The organism is Candidatus Brachybacter algidus, assembly GCF_016707225.1.
In the GTDB taxonomy this organism is placed as follows: domain Bacteria; phylum Bacteroidota; class Bacteroidia; order Chitinophagales; family Saprospiraceae; genus Parvibacillus; species Parvibacillus algidus.
This window is the reverse complement of sequence record NZ_JADJID010000001.1, coordinates 1,256,559-1,282,989: the sequence shown is the minus strand read 5'-3', so window position 1 is coordinate 1,282,989 and position 26,431 is coordinate 1,256,559. Positions and strand designations below refer to the sequence as shown.

The 26,431-nt window shown below is 35.1% G+C and carries 25 protein-coding genes and 1 pseudogene; 11 read left to right on the top strand and 15 right to left on the bottom strand.

Annotation, left to right across the window (positions count from 1 at the left end):
- Window positions 1-1,275 carry a serine hydroxymethyltransferase gene (gene glyA, locus IPI15_RS05195; protein ID WP_287401200.1) on the bottom strand — a complete coding sequence of 425 codons (1,275 nt, stop codon included), beginning with the start codon at window positions 1,273-1,275 and terminating at the stop codon, window positions 1-3.
- 123 nt (window positions 1,276-1,398) lie between these two features.
- On the opposite strand from glyA, the gene IPI15_RS05190 reads away from it, so the two are divergent.
- From IPI15_RS05190 to IPI15_RS05180, 3 genes are all read left to right on the top strand, one after another.
- Window positions 1,399-1,983, top strand: coding sequence for a hypothetical protein (locus tag IPI15_RS05190; protein ID WP_287401198.1), 585 nt, complete (start codon window positions 1,399-1,401; stop codon window positions 1,981-1,983).
- A gap of 145 nt (window positions 1,984-2,128) precedes the next feature.
- A complete protein-coding gene (gene folK / locus IPI15_RS05185) occupies window positions 2,129-2,614 on the top strand; it encodes a 2-amino-4-hydroxy-6-hydroxymethyldihydropteridine diphosphokinase (protein ID WP_287401196.1) in 486 nt (161 codons plus the stop codon).
- 86 nt (window positions 2,615-2,700) lie between these two features.
- Window positions 2,701-3,336: a deoxynucleoside kinase gene (locus tag IPI15_RS05180; RefSeq protein WP_287419387.1), complete on the top strand. Its 636-nt coding sequence runs from the start codon at window positions 2,701-2,703 to the stop codon at window positions 3,334-3,336.
- A gap of 134 nt (window positions 3,337-3,470) precedes the next feature.
- On the opposite strand, the gene IPI15_RS05175 is transcribed toward IPI15_RS05180, so the two are convergent.
- The gene (locus IPI15_RS05175; RefSeq protein ID WP_287401193.1) at window positions 3,471-3,629 is read right to left on the bottom strand and encodes a hypothetical protein; all 159 of its coding nucleotides are present in this window, start codon (window positions 3,627-3,629) and stop codon (window positions 3,471-3,473) included.
- Between the two features lie 384 nt (window positions 3,630-4,013).
- Between IPI15_RS05175 and IPI15_RS05170 the strand changes: the two genes are divergently transcribed.
- The gene (locus IPI15_RS05170) at window positions 4,014-9,563 is read left to right on the top strand and encodes an alpha-2-macroglobulin family protein (protein WP_287401192.1); all 5,550 of its coding nucleotides are present in this window, start codon (window positions 4,014-4,016) and stop codon (window positions 9,561-9,563) included.
- Window positions 9,564-9,920: 357 nt separating this feature from the next.
- Here the strand turns inward: IPI15_RS05170 and IPI15_RS05165 are convergent, their stop codons facing one another.
- Window positions 9,921-10,946: a phytanoyl-CoA dioxygenase family protein gene (locus IPI15_RS05165; protein WP_287419385.1), complete on the bottom strand. Its 1,026-nt coding sequence runs from the start codon at window positions 10,944-10,946 to the stop codon at window positions 9,921-9,923.
- A gap of 129 nt (window positions 10,947-11,075) precedes the next feature.
- Between IPI15_RS05165 and IPI15_RS05160 the strand changes: the two genes are divergently transcribed.
- Window positions 11,076-11,753 carry a Fe2+-dependent dioxygenase gene (locus tag IPI15_RS05160; protein ID WP_287401190.1) on the top strand — a complete coding sequence of 226 codons (678 nt, stop codon included), beginning with the start codon at window positions 11,076-11,078 and terminating at the stop codon, window positions 11,751-11,753.
- 21 nt (window positions 11,754-11,774) lie between these two features.
- On the opposite strand, the gene IPI15_RS05155 is transcribed toward IPI15_RS05160, so the two are convergent.
- The 6 genes and pseudogenes from IPI15_RS05155 to IPI15_RS05135 form a co-directional block, all read right to left on the bottom strand.
- The gene (locus IPI15_RS05155) at window positions 11,775-12,737 is read right to left on the bottom strand and encodes a hypothetical protein (protein ID WP_287401188.1); all 963 of its coding nucleotides are present in this window, start codon (window positions 12,735-12,737) and stop codon (window positions 11,775-11,777) included.
- A gap of 6 nt (window positions 12,738-12,743) precedes the next feature.
- Entirely contained in the window at window positions 12,744-13,148 is a 405-nt protein-coding gene (locus tag IPI15_RS05150; protein ID WP_287401187.1) for a hypothetical protein, read from the bottom strand.
- Window positions 13,145-13,675: an adenylyl-sulfate kinase gene (cysC, locus tag IPI15_RS05145; RefSeq protein ID WP_287419384.1), complete on the bottom strand. Its 531-nt coding sequence runs from the start codon at window positions 13,673-13,675 to the stop codon at window positions 13,145-13,147. Before cysC ends, IPI15_RS05150 begins: the two co-directional genes overlap by 4 nt.
- Window positions 13,676-13,696: 21 nt before the next feature.
- Window positions 13,697-13,840, bottom strand: a pseudogene (locus tag IPI15_RS19775) (hypothetical protein); the annotation flags it as partial.
- A 73-nt stretch (window positions 13,841-13,913) separates the two neighbouring features.
- Window positions 13,914-14,615: an aspartyl/asparaginyl beta-hydroxylase domain-containing protein gene (locus IPI15_RS05140; protein ID WP_287419382.1), complete on the bottom strand. Its 702-nt coding sequence runs from the start codon at window positions 14,613-14,615 to the stop codon at window positions 13,914-13,916.
- Window positions 14,616-14,628: 13 nt separating this feature from the next.
- Complete coding sequence (locus IPI15_RS05135) at window positions 14,629-15,345, bottom strand: bifunctional UDP-sugar hydrolase/5'-nucleotidase (RefSeq protein ID WP_287401181.1); 717 nt, start codon at window positions 15,343-15,345, stop codon at window positions 14,629-14,631.
- Window positions 15,346-15,598: 253 nt separating this feature from the next.
- Between IPI15_RS05135 and IPI15_RS05130 the strand changes: the two genes are divergently transcribed.
- The 6 genes from IPI15_RS05130 (at window position 15,599) to IPI15_RS05105 (ending at window position 20,170) form a co-directional block, all read left to right on the top strand.
- On the top strand, window positions 15,599-16,132 hold the full coding sequence (locus IPI15_RS05130) for a hypothetical protein (RefSeq protein ID WP_287401180.1): 534 nt from the start codon (window positions 15,599-15,601) through the stop codon (window positions 16,130-16,132).
- Between the two features lie 97 nt (window positions 16,133-16,229).
- A complete protein-coding gene (locus IPI15_RS05125) occupies window positions 16,230-16,766 on the top strand; it encodes a phage tail protein (protein ID WP_287401179.1) in 537 nt (178 codons plus the stop codon).
- Window positions 16,767-16,805: 39 nt separating this feature from the next.
- Window positions 16,806-17,357 (top strand): phage tail protein, encoded by a 552-nt coding sequence (locus IPI15_RS05120; RefSeq protein ID WP_287401178.1) that lies wholly within the window; start codon window positions 16,806-16,808, stop codon window positions 17,355-17,357.
- Window positions 17,358-17,384: 27 nt separating this feature from the next.
- Window positions 17,385-17,930 carry a phage tail protein gene (locus IPI15_RS05115; RefSeq protein WP_287401177.1) on the top strand — a complete coding sequence of 182 codons (546 nt, stop codon included), beginning with the start codon at window positions 17,385-17,387 and terminating at the stop codon, window positions 17,928-17,930.
- Window positions 17,931-18,077: 147 nt separating this feature from the next.
- A complete protein-coding gene (locus tag IPI15_RS05110) occupies window positions 18,078-19,229 on the top strand; it encodes an ABC transporter substrate-binding protein (protein ID WP_287401176.1) in 1,152 nt (383 codons plus the stop codon).
- A gap of 68 nt (window positions 19,230-19,297) precedes the next feature.
- A complete protein-coding gene (locus IPI15_RS05105; RefSeq protein WP_287401174.1) occupies window positions 19,298-20,170 on the top strand; it encodes a methionyl-tRNA formyltransferase in 873 nt (290 codons plus the stop codon).
- Window positions 20,171-20,340: 170 nt separating this feature from the next.
- Here IPI15_RS05105 and IPI15_RS05100 read toward each other — a convergent pair whose 3' ends face one another.
- From IPI15_RS05100 to ccoN, 6 genes are read right to left on the bottom strand one after another with little or no spacing between them, the layout of a single operon-like run.
- On the bottom strand, window positions 20,341-21,045 hold the full coding sequence (locus IPI15_RS05100) for a sulfite exporter TauE/SafE family protein (protein WP_287401172.1): 705 nt from the start codon (window positions 21,043-21,045) through the stop codon (window positions 20,341-20,343).
- A gap of 6 nt (window positions 21,046-21,051) precedes the next feature.
- On the bottom strand, window positions 21,052-21,486 hold the full coding sequence (locus IPI15_RS05095) for a FixH family protein (protein WP_287401170.1): 435 nt from the start codon (window positions 21,484-21,486) through the stop codon (window positions 21,052-21,054).
- A gap of 25 nt (window positions 21,487-21,511) precedes the next feature.
- Window positions 21,512-22,921 (bottom strand): cytochrome c oxidase accessory protein CcoG, encoded by a 1,410-nt coding sequence (gene ccoG, locus IPI15_RS05090; RefSeq protein WP_287401169.1) that lies wholly within the window; start codon window positions 22,919-22,921, stop codon window positions 21,512-21,514.
- A 10-nt stretch (window positions 22,922-22,931) separates the two neighbouring features.
- Complete coding sequence (locus tag IPI15_RS05085; protein WP_287401168.1) at window positions 22,932-24,077, bottom strand: cbb3-type cytochrome c oxidase N-terminal domain-containing protein; 1,146 nt, start codon at window positions 24,075-24,077, stop codon at window positions 22,932-22,934.
- A 20-nt stretch (window positions 24,078-24,097) separates the two neighbouring features.
- The gene (locus IPI15_RS05080) at window positions 24,098-24,274 is read right to left on the bottom strand and encodes a hypothetical protein (protein ID WP_287401167.1); all 177 of its coding nucleotides are present in this window, start codon (window positions 24,272-24,274) and stop codon (window positions 24,098-24,100) included.
- A gap of 36 nt (window positions 24,275-24,310) precedes the next feature.
- Window positions 24,311-26,422, bottom strand: a complete 2,112-nt coding sequence (gene ccoN, locus IPI15_RS05075; RefSeq protein WP_287401166.1) for a cytochrome-c oxidase, cbb3-type subunit I — start codon at window positions 26,420-26,422, stop codon at window positions 24,311-24,313.
- Window positions 26,423-26,431 lie beyond the last annotated feature (9 nt).

Sequence of the window (26,431 nt, the reverse complement as noted above, 5' to 3'; positions counted from 1 at the left end):
TTAGAATTCTCCTTCATACAAAGGGAAACTTTCCATTTTATGATTGATCTCAGATTTCACTTTGGCGATCAATGCCTCATCACGGTTGTTCATTAATACGGTATCGATCCATTCAACTACCTGAACACAATCTGCCTCTTTGAATCCTCTGGAAGTAACAGCCGGAGCACCTATACGAATACCGGAAGTAATGGCAGGACTTTCCTGATCGAAAGGCACCATATTTTTGTTGACCGTGATATCCGCTTTGATCAAAGTGTTTTCAGCTAATTTCCCTGTGACTCCTTTGGAATGAAGATCTAGCAAGATCATATGGTTATCAGTCCCACCACTTAGGATGTCATAACCTTTTGCTTTAAAGGCCTCTGACATAGCATGTGCATTTTTGATTACTTGACCAATATATTCTTTGTATGAAGGTTGTAATGCCTCGTAAAAAGCAACTGCTTTAGAAGCGATTACATGTTCCAATGGTCCACCTTGCATTCCCGGAAAGACACCACTGTTTAAAACAGCAGACATTTTAACAAGTTTACCTTTGCCTGTGGTTTTTCCCCATGGATTTTCAAAGTCTTGTCCCATCATGATGATGCCGCCACGGGGGCCGCGAAGGGTTTTATGAGTGGTTGAAGTTATTATATGACAATGTGGTATCGGATTGTTCAAATAACCTGTAGCTATTAATCCTGCGGGATGAGCTATATCAGCTAGCAAGATAGCACCAACTGAGTCAGCGATCTCTCTGAATCGTTTGTAATCCCAGTCTCTGCTATAGGCTGATGCGCCACAGATTATAAGTTTTGGTTGCTCTCTTTCTGCTATTTCGGCTACCTTATCCATATTGATAAGGCCTGTTTCTTTTTCAACACCGTAAAAAGAAGGTGTATATACCTTACCCGAATAATTGACAGATGAACCATGAGAAAGGTGGCCACCATGAGATAAATCAAATCCAAGAACTTTGTCATGTGGTTGAAGACATGCAAGAAATACTGCTGCATTAGCCTGAGCACCACTATGTGGCTGCACATTTGCAAATTCAACACCAAATAGTTCTTTTAATCTATCTATGGCAAGCTGTTCTACTTCATCCACGACTTCGCATCCACCATAATATCTCTTACCCGGATACCCTTCGGCATACTTATTCGTAAGAACCGTGCCCATTGTTTTTATCACCTCTGCAGAGGCAAAATTTTCAGAGGCAATGAGTTCAATTCCTTCACGTTGTCTTTTAAGTTCCTTTGCCACAAGGTCTTTTATTACGGAGTCCATCTTTTTATTTTTTGTGGCGCAAAGCTAACATTTATTCATAAATTTTGAAGTTTTGGAGTTAACCTTTGGTCGGGAAATGACGTTTATAAGAAAACCGTTTATATTTGTTTTCAAATACTACTTATGAAATTAGTAAAAGCACTATTTATAATTTTAACTGTATCCTTTGTTGGTGCATGTTGCAAGGAAGATGAAGGTTATGGGATATTTAAGGATTCCTTTCCCGTCGAGTTTCAATTTCTTGAAATATCTAATATAACATCAACGTATATCCACACTACCTCTGGCCCCGATGTTGAGTTTACCTTACCTGAAAGAGAAGCTGAGATCAATGCAAATTTAGTAACTGCAAAAGATCAGGTAACTTATATAAAATTACTAGGACCGGACCAATCCGAGATCAAAGGCAAACAAAAAGATGGAATAACTGAAGTTGTTCTGGAGGCTAAATATACCCAAAATGGTAAAACTTACAATTTTGAAAAAAACATCTTCACTGAGGTACTTAAATATACTTCAGAACGCGAAGCCGATACCATGACCATGAAAGGAATTTCTTGTATCAGGTATAATAATGGAGTAAGAAAAGACAGGTCCACAGTAGTCCAGGTTTCCGGTTATACGCTGGAGGATGAGAAAGCACAGACAGAAGTTGGCGATACGCTTTATTATAGGGTGTTTGATATAAAATTATTGAAAAAAATATAATCATTAAATAACGTATGAAATTCATATTTACAATTTAATACTAAAGTAGCAATAGCATAACCTATCAATTAATCTAACCCATATTATTCTTTTCACTTTCTTTTGTCACTTTTTTTCCTTCTATTTGCAATCTAAAATAATAAAAGTGGCCAAAGTCGTATTATCTCTCGGTAGCAACATAGAACCTCGCCTGACAAATATTCAGGAAGCATATCTCAAACTTTCCAGATTGGCAAAGACAAAACCAAAGTCATCTTCTGTTTATATAACTCAACCTCATGGATTTGAATCAGAAAATGAATTTCTAAATCAAGTGATTTTCATGGAGACTGGACTAAGCCCTGATGATATGTTAACAAACATTACTCAGATAGAAAAATCCATGGGCAGAGTCAGGAGCGAAAAAGGTATAAGTGATCGAAATATTGACATCGACATACTTTTCTACAACAACGAAGTTATTAACAAGAAAAATCTTCAAGTTCCACATCCTCGCATTCAGGAAAGGGGCTTTATATTAACCCCTCTTTTGGATATTATCCCTGATTACATTCACCCGGTATTGAATAAATCAATTTGGGAATTGTACGATGAATGCAAGGATATGGGAGAAGTAAGGATGATGGAGTAAGGTTAAAGTCAGAAGTCAGAAATCAGAAGTAAGAGATAAGAAGTCAGAAGTCAGAGATAAGAAATTGGAAGTTAGAAATAGCGAAATTGAAGTATAATTTTATTTGCATTGAAGGTAATATTGGGAGTGGGAAGACGACTTTGACCAAAATGCTTTCTGCTGAAAATAATGCATTGGCAATACTTGAGAGATTTGACGAAAATCCATTCCTCATAGCTTTCTATGAAGACAAAGAAAGATTTGCATTTCCTGTGGAGGTTTTTTTCTTGTCTGAGCGACACAAGCAAATGCAACAAGAATTGAGCGTCAGCAATATGTTTCATGAAATAATAATTGCTGATTATTGTTTTCATAAAACTGTTTTATTCGCTCAGGAAAACTTAAATGATCAGGAATACGTCTTGTTTTACAAACTATACAGCCAACTAAATCAACAACTGATCCAACCAGAGTTGATTATTTACCTTCATAGACCTGTCGAATCATTGCTTAAAAATATAGCCAAGCGAAATAGAGAATTTGAGAAAAAAATTCAACCTGAATACTTATCGGGGATATCTCAAGCCTATTTAAATTACTTTTCATCAATCAAAGACATACCTGTTTATGTGATCCACATAGATGATCTTGATTTTGAAAATGATACCTTAATATACGAAAAAATAAAGGATATAATAAGTACTGATGAGGGTCTTATCGGTAGGAAAGATTTTTATCTATGATGGATTATAGATCTAAAATGAAACTCATTTTATTGGTCTTTTTTTAAATTCTCTACGGTCAAACACTCTTAAAAATTAAAAAAGGACATCTTTATTCAAGATATCCTTCTATTTCTAATAAGCCGATTTGCTACTTAAACCCAATCCATTGCATAAGCAAAAGAGGTCAATTGGAATGGGAGTACTACCCAAAAGAAGGTAGGTACATATATTAACATGGCGATAATGATTACCGTAGATACAGCAAATATCATCCATTGTTTTGATGCGTTTTTCTTTTCTTCCTGACTCATGATCTATATTTATAAGGCAAAGATAACAAATCAAGGTTCATATATAAATATTTTTGAAAATATTTTGAATTGAAAAGCACCTTATAAAAATTAGAGAATGGTTTGAGAGCCTACCCTACCATAGTTCTAAAATAAACAACTTCATTTTGTTCTAATTACATATTACATTATTATTAATATATTAATTTCCTATATTATATAAAATCCATTGTATCTTTATTGTACCGTAAACCTAAATAATATAAGGGTTTCGACGTTATCTAAACTAAAATACTTCATTTCTACACCAATAATTTTCTGTATAATTAATCCTAAACTTTAAATAACAGCATTTAAACAATTAATTGTTAATACAATACATCCTTAAAATAAAAACTTTCTACCATGTTCAACAAACAATTTCTTTCCTACACTTTTATTTTACTTTTGGTTTGTACCTTATTTTCCTGCAAAAAAGCTAAGATTAATGCAGAAAAGAATCCATACGTTTTTGCAAACACCTCAGGTGTAATATCGAAAAATCAACCAATAAAAGTCGTTTTCGCCAATAATATGGTTGAAAAAAAGTCTGTTGGTGGATACGTTGAATCAGATGCATTCACCATTTCACCAAGTGTAGAAGGTAAGGCTATTTGGCAGGATGAAAAAACACTAATCTTCAAACCAACTGAATCATTTGAAAGTAATAAAAGCTATGACGTATCTATAAATATCGGCAAAATACATGATAACGTCCCTGGAGAATTTAAGAATTTTAATTTTTCACTTCAAACCATAAAACAAGATTATTCTGTACAATGGAATGGCTGGGAGACTGTTTCTTCTTCGGATTACGCTGCTACCAATTATAAAGGTAAAATCCTAACTGCTGATGCAGATGAAAATAAAAATATTGAATCAATTGTTAAACCACAAACCGGCAATGTAAAATGGGCTCACAGCAATGATGGGCTTACGCACGACTTCGTCATTAGTGGATTGAGCAGAAATAACAGTGAACAGAAAATCAAAGTTGAATTAAATGGAGAATCCATTTCTGTACCTGCTAAATCGACTCAGGATCTTAAGATGGCACCAATTGGCACTTTTGAAGTGCATGATATCTTCTTCAACAATGAAGATGACTTCTATTTTATCGTAAATTTTTCTGATCCTATTCTTACAACACAGGACCTTGCAGGTTTAATCACTATTCAGGATTATGATCAACTGATCACATATGCAGTTCAAGGTAATAATATTAAAGTTTTTCCAGCTACAAGAATTACAGGAAATCAAACTGTCAATGTCAGTCCTTCTATTAAAAATACACATGAAGAAGCCTTAGGCAAACCTTGGTCAAAGCAAGTAAATTTCATGGATACCAAACCAGCTGTTAGATTCGTCAATAAAGGTAACATCATGCCAGAAAATGATGGCCTTATCCTTCCTTTCGAAGCTATCAATCTAAATGCTATTGATATAGAAGTTGTTAAAATATATTCCAATAACATTCTTCAATATTACCAAACTTATTCAGGATATGAAGATGATTATGATGTTAATCGTGTTGGAAACATTGTCCTTCAACAAAAAATACAGCTTTCAAGTCTTAATTCGGCAATCAATAAATCCTCCTGGGTGAAATATGGTCTTGATCTCAATAAGCTTATTACTACTGACAAAAATGCAATATACCAGATCAGACTTGGCTTTAGAAATGCATACTCTACATACAATTGCACAGGAGATAAAGTAACGTGGGAAGAGAAAGCGCTAGAACCTATGAGGCAAAGTTATGATGAGCCAATAGAAAGCTTTTATGACAACAACTATAATGGTTTTGCCACTGATTTCAGTTATGATGACTACAATTATGAAGACAGAAATAATCCATGCAAGTCAATGTACTATAGTAAAGAACATTTTGCAGTGCAAAGTGTCTACAAATCTTCAATTGGGTTAATCGCGAAAGGAAATGACCAAGGAGAATTTTTCTCAGTGACCACTGATCTTATCACTGCTAAAGCATTAGGCGGTGCTGAGGTAACCTATTATGATTACCAGCAACAAGTTATAAATAAAGGTTCAAGTGACGGTGACGGAATACTAAAGGTTAAATTGGACAGAAAGCCCTTCATGGTCATCGCGGAGAAAGGAGAAGAGAAAAGTTATTTGCTACTGGACGATGGAAAGTCTCTATCCCTAAGTAAGTTTGACGTCACGGGTGAAGAATATCAGAAGGGACTTAAGGCATATTTATACGCTGAAAGAGGTGTTTGGAGACCCGGTGATTCGATTTTCCTTAATTGTATTATTGAAGACAAAGCATCTACATTACCTGTCAGACATCCGATACAGCTGGAATGGCGCGACCCAAGAAATGTGGTTGTTTCAAAAACTATTTTTAATTATAAGAAGGGCGAGATCATTCCTATGCATTTGGCCACTACAAGTGAATCTCCAACAGGTGTTTGGGCGGCAAGTGTAAAAGTTGGGGGAGCAACTTTTACGAAACTTCTCAATGTAGAAACTATCAAACCCAATAGGCTTAAAATCAATTTCGAAGCTGATAAAGGTAGCTTAATGGCAGGAACATCTTCTGTCAGTGCTAAGTTAAACAGTACATGGCTGATCGGCACTGTAGCAGCCAATTTGAGAGCTGTCATAGATGCCAATCTAAGATCCTCCTCTACTCCATTTCCTTCATATGAAGACTTTGCATTTATTAATGAAGGAAGTGATCAATCATTCCAACGTACAGTTTTTGATGGAAACACAGACGACGGTGGCAATGCGAATCTTACTATGCAAATTAATCCAAATGAAGATATTAAGCAAATAAGTAAAGTAGTGTTTAAAACTACGGTATTTGAACCCGGAGGCAACTTCAGCATCGATTATACAACAGGAACATATTCCCCATATAAAACATATGTGGGTGTCAAATTGCCCAGCAATCAATGGGGAGAACCAACTATCGAAGAAGGAAAAAATGCAGATATAACAGGCGTTGCTCTTAACCAATTCGGAAAGCCAATTTCCAATGTCAATATGACTGTGACAATCTACAAGGTAGATTGGAGATGGTGGTGGGAAGGCGGATACAGCGACGCTTCATATTATACAGGAAATTTCAATTCAGTTCCTATCAAAACTATTACTAAAAAGACAGGTACAAATGGCAAAGTATCGATGGATTTCAAACCTTCGACTTGGGGACGATATTTTGTTAAAGTTACTTCAGATGCAAGTCCTCACACTACAGGTTCTTTCTTTTATTCAGGATATCCTGACTATGCCAGTCTCGATCAAATGGCAAATATCGCCACATCTCTTCCATTGGGAATGGACAAAAAGACGGTTAAAATTGGTGAAGATATCAATCTTAGTTTTTCATCTCCCTCAAATAGCCGTGCCTTAATAACAATTGAAAATGGAAATAGCTTAGTTAGTCATCAATGGGTGGATTGTAAGGAAGGTGCTAATAAAATTAGTATTAAGACCACAGATGAGATGGGCTCCAATTGCTACGCATTTGTCACTTTAATTCAGCCTCATAATCAATCCGGAAATGACCTTCCTCTTAGGATGTATGGTGTACTTCCATTTAAAATTGAAAATCCTGGCCTGATTCTTAAACCTGTTTTGGAAATACCTGGTGAGATTCAGCCTGATAAAAAAGTAGATTTCACTGTATCTGAAAAAGATGGAAAAGCAATGTCATATACTATTGCGATTGTCGATGAAGGATTATTGGACATAACAAAATTTAAAACGCCTAATCCATATGATCATTTTTATGCAAAATCAGCGCTTGCTATTAGAACTTGGGATTTATTTGACTATGTGATCGGCGCATATGGTGGTCGTCTCGCAAATATTTTTGCAGTTGGTGGCGATATGGCTGCTGCACAAGTAGAAGGAGCTCCAAAGGCGAATAGATTCATACCTGCTGTAGTAAATCTTGGTCCATTTATATTGAAAAAAGGTGAAAAGGCAAAACACAGTTTTTCAATACCGAATTATATGGGGTCAGTCAGAGCTATGGTTGTGGCTTGCAATGAAAAGGCATTTGGTTCAATCAATCAAAGCATCAAAGTGATAAAACCTTTAATGGTGTCAACTACGCTTCCTCGAGTTTTAAGTCCAGGAGAAACTTTCAACGTTCCAGTCAATGTTTTCGTAACAAAATCTAACATTAGAGATGTTAAAGTCAATATATTAGACAAATCAAATAACTTAATACCACAATCAGCTTCAGGACAAAATCTTGTTTTTGAAGGACCCGGTGAGAAAATGTTATACTTTCCTGTTTCCGTAGGTAATAAAGAGGGTCGATCTATTATTCAAATTACTGCAGAAAGTGGCAAAGAACTTACAAGGGAGACAATTGAGATCGAGGTTCGTAATCCCAATATGCCTATAACAGTCTCTAAAGACTATGTGATTGCTGCAGGGCAAAGCATGGATATTGGTGCAGAAAAGGTAGGTATGGATGGCACAAATACGACTACACTAGAATTTTCAACTTTCCCATCAATGAATATTGCCAAAAATCTTGATCAGCTGATCGATTATCCATATGGATGCCTTGAACAAACTATTTCAAAGGCTTTCCCTCAGTTGTTCCTCAATGATGTCGTACCATTGACTCAGACCAATAAGGACAAGATTAAATCCATGGTAGATATAGCCATCAGCAAGATTTCTAATTTTCAGAATTCGGAAGGTTGGTTCAGCTATTGGCCTGGAAGTGATTATGTAGACCAATATACTTCCAATTATGCCGGTCATTTTATGATAGAAGCTAAAAAAGCAGGTTATAACATTCCACAAGGTACTTATGACAGTTGGCTTAATAACCAGAAGAAAATTGCTAAACTTTGGCAACCTAAACAGTTGGCTGCAGGTTTGTATGCGCACAATGCAGATATAGATCAAGCTTACCGATTGTATACTCTTGCACTAGCAGGGAGTCCTGAACTTGGTTCGATGAATCAATTAAAAGAATTAAAAACACTTTCCAATCCAAGTAAATTTTACTTAGCCGCATCTTACGCAATAATAGGCAAAAAGGACGTTTCAAAAGCATTGCTTGCCCAAGCAAATAAAGACGTTCCAAAATATGCTGAATTTGGTTATACATTCGGTTCCGACCTCAGAGACCAAGCTATACTGTTAAATGCGCTTGTATCGGTAGAAGATAAGTTAAATGCAGCAAATGTAGCAAAATCCATGGCAACAAAAATGGGTAGCGGCAGCTGGTATGCTACTTATAGCCTATCCTATGGCCTTTGGTCAGTAGCTAAGTATTTGAAAAAATATCCACCTTCTTCTGGAATCAATGCAACTTATACGATGGGTGGAAAGGCAATATCATTAAACGAAACAAAATCTACATATTATGTTCAATTTGGTTCTAAGCAAAATGTTCAGAATTCAAAGATTGTAAACAAAGGTTCTGGTGTATTATATGTAACCATGGTTCAAAAAGGCAAACCAGCATTGACCGATCAGACTAAACAGGCTGACAATATATCTGTTTCCATAAACTATACCGACAAAAATGGTAACGCATTAAATCCTGCTAACATCAAAAAGGGGACAGAGTTTTACACATCTACAACCGTTACAAATATTTCAAATTATTCAATAGAAATACAGGAATTAGCCCTTACCCAGATCTTTCCATCTGGCTGGGAGATAGTCAATGACAGAATGCAGGAAGGAATGATAGATCCGAACAATGGTGCTTATTATGATTATGCAGATATTAGAGACGATAGAGTGAATTATTTCTTTGATCTTCGACCAAGTAGTTCAAAAACATTTAAAACTAAACTTATAGCAGCCTATAGCGGTAAAAGTTTTGTTCCAGCTACAACATGCAGTGCAATGTATAATAATACGGTAAGTGCAAGAGTACCGGGAATGTGGGTGGCAGTGGAATAGTTGAAGATGGGTGATGAGTAATGAGTAATGGGTAATGGGTAATGGGTAATGGGTAATAACTTCGATTGAATAGTTGTACTTAATGATGGGCATTAGGGCAAGGATTGAGTTGATTTTCAATGATCTTTTACGGAATCATTCTTATTTCTGATTTCTGATTTCTGATTTCTAATTTTAAATCAGTGAAATCATAATAATCATTTAAATCAGTGGTTCAGACGAATAGGTAATGGGTAATAAGTAATGGGTAATAAGCGCGGGCGGAACTTCTTGATATAATTATTGGGCAGCTAATAATTGAAGTAAAGAAGTTCGTTTGCGGAAATCATTCTAATTTCTAATTTCTGATTTCTAATTTTAAATCCATACTTCATTTACCTCTGCGTCCAAGGGTGCGTAATTAATATATTGTACAAACCTGGGTAATTCGGAAGAATTTGGGCTGCTTCCATGCGGTAATGCCTGGTGCCAGATAATAAAATCACCTGCCTTCGCTTCAATGGGTTTTGTCCCCAAAGCGTAAATGTCTTCGTTACGTGGATTTACTGATGGTGGTAAACTTCCTAACCATGATTCTATTTTATTATGAAATCCTGGAACTAATGTAAAAACTCCTTGATTGGAAGCGGTATCTGCTAAATATAAAATACCCTGTAACCCAAAAGGAATAGGCATTGCGAGACTTACATCCCAATGCATCTTTGGTCCTGGAAATTTCCAAGAGGAGGTTTCCGGCGGATTAAAACCTACTCTATCAGTATTGACCCAAAGATCTTTTCTTGACCATAACTGTTCGTATGCTTTTCTGATCTTTGCTGATAATCGATTTTTCTCTAAAGCAGGATGCTGAAAGAGTTGGACCATGATTCCCTGACGAGCAGGGTGATCATTGTACCATGTTGAAGGATCATCTCTTTCGATATCGATAAAATCACAAATGGCATTGATTGTATCTTCGCAATCTTGGCCGGATATAACATTTCTAATAATTAAATATCCATTTTCATTCCAGAAACTAATATCGGATTCATCCAAGAATTTTTCAATTTCTCCTTCCACAATTCCATTTTCTCGATTATGTATATATCTGTTGAATTGTTCAATTTTTTCCTTAGGCAACTCGCCATCATTTATAGAAAGTACCCAGTTCTCAAAATCATTGAAATCCTTTAATGTATTATATATTTCTTTTAGAGTTTGCTCCAAACCCAATCCTAGTGCAGACAAAAGAGTAATATCAATATTCCATTCTTCAGGAAAAGCATCAGATGCTAAAGAACCATCCTTTTTAAGCTGACATTTTTGCCAGTAACGTTTCAAGTGCATTACACCCAAATTACCGATCTCAATTGAATCAGAAATATTAATTATTCTTTTACTCATTGCAAGAAATGTACAGAAATAAAGGTATAAATACTTTGGTAATAGAATGAAAATATTTAAAATATTATATTCGAAGTGAAAGATATTTATAGGCTATATTTACCTATTATTAATTTTTAAACACAGACAATGAGCCAGAAATTATTTCATATTCCTTCTTTATTAACTGCAGAAGAATTGAATGAAATCGATAAGTTGATTGCTAAATCGGAATTTATTGATGGTAAATTGACTGCTAGTTTAGCAGCCAAAGATGTGAAGAATAATCTTCAATTGGCACCAGGTAATGAGAGTATAGAAAATATTCATGAAATCATAAATAATGCCTTGAAACAAAGTCCATTATTTAATATAGCTGCCTTGCCGAAGGATGTTTTTCCATTTATAGTAAGCAAATACACTCCAGGAAAATATTATGGTTGGCATGTAGATAGTCCCATTATGGGAAATCCGCCTATTCGGACAGACTTGGCGATGACAGTATTTTTAAGCGAACCTGATACTTATGAAGGTGGAGAACTTGTCATTCAGTCAGACTCAACGGTTACATCTTTTAAACCGGCAAAAGGCGATGCGGTCTTATATCCCTGCCAATACTTGCATTGCGTTAATGAAATAAAACGAGGAGAAAGATTAGCTGCTGTGACATGGATACAAAGTAATGTTAAGGATGCTGAACAGCGTCAGATACTTTTTCAATTAAACCAGGTCCACAGCGCTTTGTATCAGGAAGCACCAAATGCGCCTGCCACAAATCTCCTACTACAAACACATAGCAATTTGTTTAGGATGTGGGCAGAAATATAAAATCAGTCATGAAAGATATTATTATTCTGAAAGTATTTGCTTTTCAATCCTTTTATATAATGCAACTGATTTTTGCAAATATTCTGGCACTAACTCTTGAGAAGGCTTTTCGCTAAAAATTGTATCGGGATATTTGGCATTGTAAAGTATTCTATGCTCCATAGCATTCCTTTCATCTCTGGTAATATGGATTTTCGTTTTTGATATAATTGTGTCTATCATTTGCATTGCTCCATGATGATAATTAAGTGCATAGCAGTTTTTGTCGTTTTGGAGCACTTCATCAAATTTGAGTAAATAACTTTCTAGCACCATAGACATATACTTATCAAGATCTGAAATGTTAAGTACTTCTAGATTGAATCCAAATATCTCTGGTTCTATTAAACCTGGAATTGACTGCATTCCTCTTTTTTTTTGTTGCGAAAGCAAAACTTCATGAGGATTTCTGAATAAGAGAAAAAAAGGTGTATTCGGATATATCATTCTTAATTCTTCGTAAAAATGTATATGCCAGCTATCTAATTTTATAAAAAGCCGACATTCCTCTGCATTTCTTTTTCGTCCATAAATACTTATTGCAGCTTTTATTTGCGGCAAGATACTTAAAAGACAATTTGCTTTTTTTCCAAAACGCAACAAGTCATCAAAAAATGAAACTTCAGATAGTACTATATTAGATGGCTGAGTTGCCAACATTTGAGAAATCAAAGTTGAACCACAACGTGAAATATGAAAAATAAAAGCTGTTGGTTCAATTACGTCCATATCATTAACTAAATCACTCAAAAAGTCCGTCGAACTCATGCTCTTTTTTAAATGTCCATTTTCAGGGATACTGCGGCATCTTGATATTGTTTCGTCAAAAAAAGGATCAGTAAACTTTTTATCACCAACGTATAGCCATTGACATAAAATTTCATGATCTGACTGTAATTTAATGGGTATCCAATTTTTAAGTGCACGACCATAACTATATCTCATAAATAATTATTTTTTTGAACTTATAAAGTCTGTCAGCATTTCATGAACAGATTCATCCACTGAAGATTTCCAGGTATTTTCTCCAATCAAAATCTGTTTTCTTATTTCTGTCGCGGATATAGATGCTAAATTAGCATCAACATTTATTTCATTTACTTCGTAACCAACTTGCCTTCCATAATTCACAGAGGAGATATCAGGAATAATTATCACTTGCACCAACGGATTATTAGCGTAAATTCTTTCCCAAATCGCTTTTATTTGAAATCCAGTTAATGGATTATCTGCATTCGTTTCGACATCTCTAATAGCGATCAACACTGGCATACCTTTTTTTAAATAGGTTTCAAAGATGTGCATGTGGCCTTTGTGAGGACTTTGATAGCGTCCTATAAATAAATTGAACTTCATTTATTTGCTTCTTTAAAAATTAATTCAGTGCACTCCAGAATATTTAATAACTCTGTGTCAACAACTACTTCAGGGCTAAGGGGTGCGTAATATGGAGCCGAGATTCCAGTAAATTCTTTTATTTCTCCAGAAATAGCTTTAGCATACAAACCCTTTGGGTCTCTTTTGATGCATATGTTTATATCAGTTTTGACATAAACTTCAATCATTCTTTTGCACATTTTTCTAATATCATTGCGCGTTTCAATGTACGGTGATATTAAGGAAACAACTACGACATGACCTTGACTTTCGAGCAGAGAAGACATATATCCTACATTCAAATTATGTTTCTTTCTTGATTCTTCATCAAAACCAGTTTGAGGTATATATTTTCTAATATCGTCCCCATCTAACAAAATTACTTTCACTCCAAGGTTTTTATATTTTTGAATAAGCGATTTTGCTATAGTAGTCTTACCTGAACCACTTAACCCTGTTAAAAATATAATGGCAGGTTTTGCTTTAAATTTGGACTTACTAAACAATAAATTGATAAAGTAAAACAAGATAGTCTTCAAAAGCAAATCGCATAAAGCTAATAACAATGAAAAGATTAGCCTATTGGTATAGAAGTAAACTATTAAAAAAGAGGTGATTGCTCCTGTAAAACTATAAATAAACAGTTTTTTTAAGCGCAAATTGACAATCATAGATTTTGTAATAATTTTGATAAAGCGAAGAAAAGGATTAAAATGCTGATTAGGGTTACAAGTATTTAAAGAACTATAAACCCTTCGCTAAGTCGTTTGCCATTTTAATGCTGGTTTCTGTATTCATTTCCAATAAATTTTGGATAATTTGATTTGTAGTTGCTACATTAAATTTGCGAGAAGTATCTTCAATTTCTTTTTTTATGGGACAATCAGCATCGTTAAATAAATCTATGACCCAATCATTAACCGCGGCATCAATTACCAAATGTATTCTATCAATGCTACTTTTATTATTTATGTGGTGAGGCAAATTAAAATTCATATACCAGCACTCACCTTCTTTCAAATATAATCTTTCATTATCAAGAATAAACTCAACTTCAGAATGAGTAATGACGGGAATATGGAAGCGCACTTCTCCTTTTTCATAATTTAAATCTGCGTCACGATGTTCTTTTATCGAACTTCCTGCATTTAATTTAAGCAACCGTACGGCTTGAAGTTCACATTTAAAGTTATGCAAAATATTGGTAAAGTATGGGCTTCTTTCCAAAAACTCAGTATCGCCATATTCTTTATCATTAGAAGGTGAAATTATAATATTGTCTGATTTACCATCTATACTTCGCAGTGGAATAGCACTCCATTCACCTTCATAATGTTTTACCTGATAATGAGGTCTCCAATGCAGATCTGCAAGAATTTCTACTTCTCTTAGCATTACACCTGCATTAAAAAAAAATGGAAGCTGAAGGTATTTAAGTACTTTCATTCAATAGATAAACCTACGCCAGTGTAGTTTTGCAAATTTTTGTGAATTTAGCATGATTTTTTGAACCACTTTTATCAAAACCAATTTCAATTGTGTGGAATGCAAGACCATCTGAACCAGCATAATTGATTATAACTTCTTCTTTATTTTTGTTCCGGGAAATATATGGTTGCTTACAGTAATTACTAATATGAACCCCAGCAATAATATCAATGTGAGTTGAAGATTCTGCCAAAGAGAGGTCATTAAAACTATTTTCAGATTTAAATCCTAAGGATGATAGGCAAACTACCAAATTGCAACTTTTCTGTTCTTTCAAAAATATTGCTATATCATTCACATTTTTGATTGGATCTAATCCATCACCATAGGTAATAATTCCAATTTTAGTTTTACCTCTAAATATAATATCGTAATCTTTTGTTGATATTGAATTCAAGCTATCAATAAATGAAAACTGATCATGCTGATTGTCTGATGTGTTTTTACCTTTTTGCAGCAAAACCAAATTCGAATATTTGTTTTTAAGTTTTGCAAATTGTTTGACTACTTGCGAGTTACCATTTTGAAAAACTTTCCCAAAATGAGTCATAGCAACAGAATTTATATTACTTGCATGTATGTCAACTAAAGAGCCAAGACTATTTGCAATGCTTTTAAATGGATCAATTGTTAATATCGCAACGGCAGCCATGCTGCCATTTAAAAAGAATTTTCTTCTAGTATTCATGATAGTAAGCGGTTAGTTTAGGTTTCTACCTTGTGCAAAGTACTATTAAAATGTATATTTAAAAGTAAAAATATTAAAATTTCTAATAAGATAATAATTTTACTGAAAGTATTGTCCAGGTACAACTGCTTTATTCTTGTTTTATTGAATTTCATTGTTATATTTATGCAAGAAGAAATATATTTTAAGAAATTAAAAATTTGTACTTTAATTAAAATCATGTTGATTTTTAGGTTTAATAAGATTATGAAGTATGCAAAATAGAAGACATGAATCATTGAGCGATAATAATATCTATGATTATTATAAAAAATGCCTGATATTCATTGCAGATATAGGAATAGAAACCAGGTTTGAAAAGTTGTTTGAAACTACATTTTTGCCTGGCCTCTCAATAAAGGATGGCATTTTATTAATAGATGAAGATCATCTGCAATACCCAGGTGATATTTTACACGAAGCAGGGCATTTGGCTGTAGTTCCTATTAATGAAAGAGTATATCTTAACGCTCTAACAATCGAAAAAAGAGAACACAGAGAGGCTGAAGAGATGATGGCCATAGCATGGTCCTATGCTGCTTGTATCCATCTCAAGATTGACCCATATTTTGTATTCCATGAAGAGGGGTATAAAAATGGTGGAAATCATATTGCAGATTCATTTAATAATAAACAATATTTTGGTGTACCCATGCTTCAATGGAAGGGGATGACCGTCGATGAAAAAAATGCAGATGCTCTAGGGGTAAAATCTTATCCTTATATGTTGAATTGGGTTTTAAATTAATTTTTCCATTATTTTTTTTAAATAAAGCATATTAACAAAATAATGTTTCCTATATTTAGTCTTTGTAATTTTATTTAACCCTATTTCACTATAAATAATGGAAGGATATATTGGAGAAATCCGCATGTTTGCTGCAAACTTTGCCCCCAAATACTGGGCATATTGTAGTGGTCAACTATTACCTATTGCACAGAATCAGGCGCTATTTTCTATATTAGGAACGACCTTTGGTGGTAATGGAACGACAACTTTTTCTTTGCCTGATATGAGAAGTAGGACTGCAATAGGCGTTGGTCAAGGACCAGGGTTGTCCAATATTGTTGAAGGTCAAATTATGGGGACCGAAAATAATACATTAATTAATACTAATCTTCCTGCTCATACCCATGTCATTTCAGGTAGTGCCAAAATGTTAACTACCACGACTCCGGCCGATTCTCCTACTCCTGTTGGAAATTATTTTTCGAATGATGGGAGTCCTAAATATAAGACTTCAGGCAGTGGTGCAATGAAACCAGCCACAGTTGCACTAAATTTGGGAGGTTCCGGTGGAACACCTGTAAACAATATAATGCCTTCTTTAGGTATTAATTATATTATTTGTTTACAAGGTATTTTTCCATCTAGAAATTAATCAAATTTTTATTATCAAGAAATTTTAAATTTTATATCCATGGAAGGGACTATGTCAGAAATAAGGATGTTTGCAGGCAATTTTCCACCTGCTTCTTGGGCTTTTTGTAATGGTCAATTATTGGCTATAAGTGAAAATGATGCGTTATTTTCTTTAATTGGAACCACTTATGGAGGTGACGGACAGACTACTTTTGGATTGCCGGATCTTAGAGGTCGGACACCGGTTCAGCCCGGGCAAGGCCCAGGACTTAGTTCCTATGTGCTTGGTCAATCTACTGGCACCGAATCAAATACGCTCACTGTAGACAACATAAGTAACCATTCACACGGTGTTTCAGGTAATGCAGGTATAGCAAGTGCTAACGGTGATGGTCAAACACCGGTATCAGTCAATAATTTTCCGGCAGGAAATGGTGAATCAATTTATGGAACTACCTCTGATAATAGCTCAATGGCACCAGCTACTTTTACCGGATTAACTGTAGCGCCCCAAGTAGGTAATGGCAATGCTCCAATAGATAATAAACAGCCTTACTTAGCTATCAACTTTATCATTTGCTTATATGGAATTTACCCAACTCAAAATTAACTAATAATATAATTTAGTAGAAATAACATGGAAGGAACAATAGGAGAAATAAGAATGTTTGGGGGCAATTTTGGACCAAAGTTTTGGGCAATATGTCAGTCTCAGATATTAAGTATCGCATCGAATACGGCACTATTTTCAATACTTGGCACAACATATGGAGGAAATGGTCAATCTACTTTTGGGTTACCGGATTTTAGGAGTAGAATTCCAGTTGGGATGGGTCAGGGACCCGGCCTGTCATATTACTCTCTAGGAGAATCTGCTGGTAATGAAACTAAGACAATTACCAATGCTAATTTTCCTGCCCATACTCATCCTCTCAGCGGCACCATAACAATGCCAGCTACGGCTGTGCCTGGAACCGCAGATGTTTCACAGGGAAACTATCCGGCTACTCTTGATGGGACGGATATGTATTCAACAACTAATAATGGAAGCAGTTTAGCTAATATGAATACCGCTCTCACTGCATCACCGGTCGGAGGATCTATACCGGTCAATAACATACAGCCAGTTTTAGGCGTTAATTTTATTATTTGCATGCAAGGTATTTTTCCGGCAAGAAATTAAAAAGTATATTTTCATTAAATTTGCTGATTCACCAAACAAGGGCTCAATATTTATTTATAATTAGTTGAGTCTTTATGTGTATTTAACACTAACATCTTCCCAAAGAATCTAATAACTTTACATAAATTCAATTTTCTTTACAAAAGCATGACAATTGGAATATTACTGCCAGGATCGACTCTTTATCCTTCTATTGGCATGGACTTTCTTCAAGGTGTAAAATCTAGTTTCGAGTACCATAAATATACTGACCTTGATTTCAAGATAGACATTATCGGTTATGGTCTTAAAGATGAAGAGTTGTATGCTGTAGCTGAGAAATATTTAATTGTCGATAATGCTGAGTTGGTAATAGCATATCTTGAAGATTACCATGCTGCTAAGCTTTCACCTCTATTTGCTGCAGCCGGAAAGCTACTTATCATTGTAAATGCCGGTGCTAATTATCCTGATATATCCATATCACAAATAAAAAACACCATATTTCATTCTCTCAATGATTCTTTATGCTGTTTCCTTACCGGAAAATATGTTACTAAGAAGGCAGAGGGAATAACGGCTATCCTGGCAACCTCATTTTTTGATGGAGGTTATAGACATACACACGCCATGACTAACGCATTTACAAATTCCGGCGGAACAATTGAACATAATTACGTAAGTCATTATAAAAAAGAAGCATTTAACACGGATACATTAACGACTTTCATTGAAGAGAGTGCTGATGTAAAGAATTTATTGGCAATTTTTAGTGGAGATTCTGCGCGTTTTTTTTATGAAAAACTTGCTGACATAAGTAGCAAAGCGCATCTGAATTGGTATTGTTCGCCCATGATGTTTGATTGTACACCTGGAGATTTTGAAGAGCCTAAGCCTGATGTTCCAATGAATATTAGAGGATACACTTTTTGGGTGCCTGAGCTTGAAAATAAAATCAACCACGCTTTCTTAGAATATTACAGGGCTAAAAACAATAAAGAAGCAAATCTCTTTTCGATGCAAGGTTGGGAAACTGCCCTATTGGTTATGGAATATCTCCAACAACTTAAAAACACTCCAAATTGTGAATCAGCAATCATACAGCTAATAAGCAAAGAAATTAAAAGTCCTCGTGGAACAATATTTATAAATAAAGAGAGATATATTATTGCACCGGCTTATCTAGTTAGCGCAAGCGGTAGACTTCAAATAACAATTGAAGAAACAATCTCTGATACAACAGAACCATGGCAGGAAATGGTTGCACAGATCCCTGATGAACTTTACACTTCCTGGAGAAATACCTATCTCTGTATATGATTGGCCCCATCAACATTATGATTTTATGTAATAATGAGTTGGCACTCCCTGCTATGCAACAGTTATACATGAAAGGTAATCTAAAAGCTGTAGTAGTTCCTGAAGAAAATACATCGTTATTTACATTGCTTAATCAAATTCTATCCGGTACAGGAGTTATTTTATTACAAGTAAATAAACAAAACTTACAAATTAAGCTTCAGACCTTAATTACTGAAAAGAATATTACCACGGCATGGATGATGACATTTGCTTTTATCATCCCAAATTCGGTTCTTAAAATCCTCCAGAATAAATTTTTAAATTTTCACTACGGAATCTTACCAAAATATCGCGGACCAAATCCTATTCTTGCTCAAATGCTCCATGGTGAATCCGAGAGTGGTATTTCAGTCCATGTGGTAGATAAAAAAATAGATAATGGCCCTATGGTCATGCAGGAAAGAATTGCCATAGATGATAGAGACACATTTGGGATACAACTAAAGAAATTAAGTTTTCTTGGTGCTTCAATGGCATTAAGACTATTGGAAATGTTTACAGTAGATTCGCCTCTCCCTTCTGTTAAACAGGATCAAACTAAAGCCTTCTATTTTAAAAATCCTCTTGCATCAGATCTCATGATCAATTGGAACACCATGAGTAGATGGCAGGTTATTCGACTTATTAATGCCTGTAATCCTTGGAATAAAGGTGCAGGTACTTATATAAACAATATGGGTATTTGCTTAACAGATGCTGAAATCTGTGATGATGCAGTGACAGAACGTATACTGCCCGGAACCATCGTAACTTTAGATAAACTAAATGGCTTAACTGTTTATTGCTTCGATCAAAAACTTATTAAAATTAATGTAATAAATCTGGATGAAGGCTTCTTTGCAGCTTCAAGATTATTAGAATTTGGGTTAAAGCCAAAAGATAGATTCTTAAGTCCATAGAATTGTCAATTAGCTAATGGCTTTTAGCTGTTGGCCCTTTTAAACAAGATTAAATTATTCATAAAGTAGATGTTTTTGGGTATCTGATTATCTGATCACCCGATCACCCGATCACCCTATCACATATCACTTATCCAACCCCTTCTCACTTTCTCACTTTCTCACTTTATCTAATCACAATGGATCATCTTTGGCGTAGTTCCTTCCACATTAAGATGGGGACTTACATATGGAATTCCAAGATTTAATCCGCGAAGGATTAGTAACACTGACATACAAACGACCATTATTGGCAAAGCTTTTTTTAGCTGTAGCCTCCACGAAAACTTAATACTTTTTCCAAATATCATCAATAATGTCATTAATGGGATTGTACCAAGACCAAAAGAGAACATTAACAATGTACCATTTTGAATGCTTCCCGTGGCCATAGCAGAGCCTATAGCCAGATAGACCATTCCACATGGAAGCAAACCATTTAGGATTCCAACTAATAAAGAGGATTTGAATAAACTTTTACTTTTCATTTGAGTAACCAATGCATTTTTAATCGCATTCGTAAATCTATTTATAAAAGGAAATAGATTAGTTTTAGAGCTGTTAATGAAATAAAGAAGCAAAATTCCAATCCCAACTGAAATAGATAAGACCTGTTGGTATCCTGCTATGAAGAAATTATTGCCTAACCAGCCAAACAACAATCCTAGTAACCCATACGTAATAGCTCTGCCTGAATTGTAAAGTAAAATATTTAGTATTTGTTGATCGCGTCCTTGTCCCATTGGTAGTGCCATCGCAAGTGGTCCGCACATACCTACACAATGCAAGCTTCCTGCCAACCCAATTCCCAAACCTGCAATAATTGAAGGCCACATTTTATTCTAATTTACATCAACGAAAAGCTGTTTGTAGTAAGGCGTAACACCATTCGTCCATGATACTCTTACATTATAATTTCCTTTTACAAGGGAAGACTTTGGAATTAATTGGACACCGTTATTAGGAATTAATTCAATATTTCTGTCCAACCTTTTATCTGCAGGTCTCAAAAAATTTAAATTTCCCTCCTGTAAACTGTCTGTAACGTTTTCTGAAATATGCACCACTAGATATTTGGTGCTATCGTATATAGTTATATGACCATGAGCTTTATTAAGGTTTTCTTCACCATCTATTAAAGATTGATGTTTTAATTCTCTTTCATAGTATTGGTCATCCATCATTTCAATCTTCTGACGAGATGATACATACACCATGCTGCCAATACCTAAAACGAATAAAATAATTACCGCCAATATCCCGTGTCCCCAATTCATTTAAACTTCATTTAATTTTTAATACTTATTTAAAAGGACCTAAAAAAGTAGTCTTGATTGTTTGAACAACCTTTCCATCTGCTATTACATCTATGCCAATTTTATTACTTCGTTCTTTTACATCTTTATTGTCCAAAATGACGAAAAAAGTAAATTCATTTAATGATTCCTTCTTTAATAAAGATTCATGAGCGCTAACAATCTTGATTTCTCCACTGAGATCAGTTAATTTAAATTGCAATGGTAGATTTTTGTTGGTCTTGTTGATAATTTTTGCATCATAAAGATTACTGATCTTTTCATCCGGCAATTCTTGATATAATTGACCCTTAATACGAGAAACTTGTCCATCAATACTTCTACTGCTAAAAATCAGAAAAGACATAACTCCCATCAACAAAACTAATATGCCACTATAACCTTTCATTCGTGTGGTAAACTTAAATGGGACCTTATCTGCTATTTGATTTTCAGATGCATATCTTATCAAACCCAATGGACGTTCAATCTTATCCATCACCTCATCACAGGCATCAATGCAAGCAGTGCATCCTACACATTCCATTTGAACACCATCTCGAATATCGATACCTGTAGGACAAACTATAACACATTTTTTACAATCTATACAATCTCCTGTCACAGATTCTTCCTTCTTATTGATCCTTCCTCTTGGTTCTCCTCGAACGAAGTCATATGATACTTGCATACTATTTTTATCAAGCATTACGCTCTGCAGTCTACCATATGGGCAAATAGTAGTGCATACTATTTCCCTTACGAAAGCAAATACACCATAGAAAATACCGGTAAATACCAAAATGCCTGTCAATAATGATACATGCTCTGTAATCGGTTCACGTATGATTTTTAGGAGCTCATCACTGCCGAGTATGTATGCTAGAAATGTATTCGCAATGAGAAAAGACAAAAGCAAGAAAACTAAATGTTTAGTACCCCGTTTTCTAATCTTATTTGCATTCCAGACTGATTGATCCAACTTTTTTTGCTGAGTAGGGCTTCCTTCAATCCACCACTCTACTTTTCTGAATAAGCCCTCCATGAAGACAGTTTGAGGGCAAACCCAACCGCAAAATAGCCTGCCATAAATAGCTGTAAACAAAACGATAAAAACAATTAATGTAATCATCCCGACAGCAAAGATGAAAAAATCCTGAGGCCAGAATATTTTTCCAAAAAGGATGAATTCTCCTTTAGGAAAATTTAACATGAAAAATGGACGACCATTATATCTGATCAGAGGTAAAGTAAAAAATAATGCGAAATAGAAATAATTAAGTAGATCTCTGTATTTGGTAAATTTTCCCTTAGCTCTACTTACATAAAACCAATTCCGCTTACCATCTTCAGATACTCCGCTCATGCGATCTCTGAAAGCTTCATTACCTGATTCGTATATATGTAAATCGTTCATTTATGTTGCATTAATTTACAGCGGGCGTTGCCAAAGAATCTTTAGTGCTTATAAGATCAAGCTTAATATCATATTTATCTCCTTGCTGTGCCTTAGGGCCAGGAGGGTTGGTACCATGAATTGATTTAATATAACTGGATAATTGAGCAATTTGATTTGCGGAAAAGTCCTCCTGCCATGATTTCATACCTTTTTCAGCCACACCATATTTTACAACTTTAAAGATATCAACTATATGACCGCCATGCAACCAATAGTCATCAGTAAGATTCGGACCTACACCGCCTTGCCCTTCGCTGCCATGACATGCTACACAATTCGCAGCATAGATAGATTTGCCAACAGCAATGGCAGAAGCATCCATCATAGTAACATTAGTTTCATCAACCATTTCTCCTTGTCCGCTCAAATATGCTTTTTGAGCCAATCTTGCTTCAGCTACTTCGGTATTGTATTCTTCTAATTGATTCGGAGCTGAATAAGCTATATGATATGTGTACATATAAATACCTGCAATAATTATCGATGCAATGAAACTATATGTGAACCATGGAGGTGTAGCATTGTCTAACTCACGGATACCATCATAACTGTGTCCTGTGTCCAACTCCCCTTCTTCCTCAATTGGCCTTAATTTATTCAAGGCTATCCATAATTTAGAAAAGCTCCATTCTTTACCCTTATTCAGAATTTTTTGGGTTCTCTTGTATTCCTCAATTCCAGTGAAGTATTTTATCCAATTAATAATCACTAAAATTGTCACTAATTCCAATATTATAAAAAAATACAACATCATTCTCACCCCACTCAACCACTCAGGTAGACTTCCATTAGCAGCACTTGCATCTGTGGAAATAAATGCTGTCAAGCATACAATAATTAATAGAGTTTTCAAGGCTGAAAGATTATTTCGATTCTTCTCCTTTTCATTGGCTTGATACGTGACCATTGATAAATGCAATGTGTTGGAAAGAATAATGATGATCAACAACAACACAAGAGCAAACCCGATTAATATCCAATCAATAGGCATCAAAGAAGCAAACAAGGAAGTTTCTGCAGCAGGAGATGCTCCTTGAGCCAAACAGAAATTTCCAGAAAATAGCACTATTACTAAAATAATAATAGGCAGTATTAAATATTTTTTTGATTTCATTTTTATTCTATTATTCTTGATCATTTAGATGTATTTCCATCTTCCAGTGGTAGATTTTCAATATACTCTACTGTAACTGAATCTGTTTTGTATGCCCAAATTATTACTAATGTAAAAAAGAGGACGAAAAGAATCAGAGAGAATAAAGGATATATTGATACTCCGGATATTTTTGTCAAATAATTAGCGAATTTCATATCTAAATATTTTAATTAATTAAAAATTATAACCCATTAGTTTTTGGCTTTAATATCTGTACCCATTCTCTGCAAATAAGCTATAAGCGCGATAATCTCTTTATCACTTTGAATAACGATTTTATCTTTTGCTAAACTTTCTGCTATAGACTTGGCCTGTTTCTTCATATCATCATTTGCTTTAGCTTCATAATTTTTAGGATATGGAACACCTAGCCGTCGCATAGCATGGATCTTACTATTCGTAGTACCTGCATCTACCGATTTTTCAAACAACCATGGATATGGAGGCATGATGGAGCCGGGCGACATTGATACTGGTTCTAACATGTGATTAAAGTGCCAGCTATCAGGGTATTTACCTCCGATTCTTGCAAGATCTGGTCCTGTACGTTTACTTCCCCATTGGAATGGATGGTCATAAACATATTCACCAGCTTTAGAGTATTCTCCATATCGAGCCACTTCATATCGGAATGGCCTAATCATCTGAGAGTGGCAGTTATAACAACCTTCCTTCACATAGATATCTCTACCCTGGAGTTCTAGTGGAGTGTATGGTTTTACACTGGCGATCGAAGGAATGTTAGTTTTAACCAAAAATGTCGGAACAATCTCTACGAGACCACCTATTCCTACTACAATTAAACTAAACACAAGTAATGTAATTGGTCTTCTTTCAACCCAAGAATGCCAATGGGCAGCCTTTGGTTTGATATACTTAGCAGGTAAAGCCGGTGCTTCTGCTGATTCATATCTATTAAACTTACCTGCTTTGGCAGTTTTCCATAGATTGTAAATCATTAATATTACTCCAGTCAAATAAATAGTACCACCAATTCCTCTCAAAACATAAAAAGGAACAATGGTTTGAACGATATCAATAAATTGGTATTGTAACTGACCTTCAGGTGTAAAAGCAGACATCATGAAATAAGACTTAAATGATGCCCAATACATTGGAATTACATACAGCAACATACCAAGCGTGCCGATCCAGAAATGGTTGGTAGCTAATTTTTTAGAATACAATTTTGTATTGAAAATTCTTGGGAATAACCAATATATCATACCAAACGTCAGAAATCCATTCCATCCCAAAGCACCTACATGCACATGCGCTATAGTCCAGTCAGAATAGTGGGAAATGGCATTGACATTCTTTAGTGATAACATCGGTCCTTCAAAAGTTGCCATTCCATAACAGGTAACTGCTACAACAAAGAATTTAAGAATAGGATCCTCTCTAACTTTATCCCATGCACCTCTCAAGGTAAACAAACCATTCAACATACCTCCCCAACTAGGCAGTAATAGCATGATAGAAAATACAGTTCCTAAAGATTGAGCCCATTCCGGCAATGCAGTATACAATAAGTGGTGTGGACCAGCCCATATATAAAGAAATATCAAACTCCAGAAGTGTACAATGCTTAATCTATAAGAATAAACCGGTCTCTCAGCCGCCTTAGGAAGAAAATAATACATCAATCCTAAATATGGTGTTGTTAGGAAAAATGCAACAGCATTATGTCCATACCACCATTGAACAAGAGCATCCTGAACACCTGCATACCATGAATAACTATGCATAAATGAAACCGGAATCGCAAAGGAATTGACGATATGCAACATAGCAACTGTTACCCAAGATGCTATAAAGAACCAAATAGCAACGTATAAATGCCTTTCTCTTCTCTTGATTAGAGTTCCAAACATATTGATACCGAATATTACCCATATCACCGTAATAGCAATGTCTAAAGGCCATTCTAGTTCAGCATATTCTTTACCTCCCGTGAAGCCCATCATTAAAGTAACAGCTGCTGCTACTATAATAGTCTGCCATCCCCAGAAATGAATATTACCCAAGGTTTTGCTCCACATAGGTGTCTTGAGTAATCTCGGCATAGAGTAATAAACAGCAGTAAATATACCATTGCCAACAAATGCAAATATCACTGCATTTGTATGAACCGGTCGCAATCTACCAAATGAGGTATACTCAATTCCAAAATTCAGAATGGGAAAAGCAAGTTGAAAAGCTATCAGAACTCCTACTAGCATTCCTATTGCTCCCCAACCTATGGTGGCAACTGCAAATAGCTTTGGTAATTGATTATCGTATCGAAACTTTTGTAATTCCATGAAAAAATA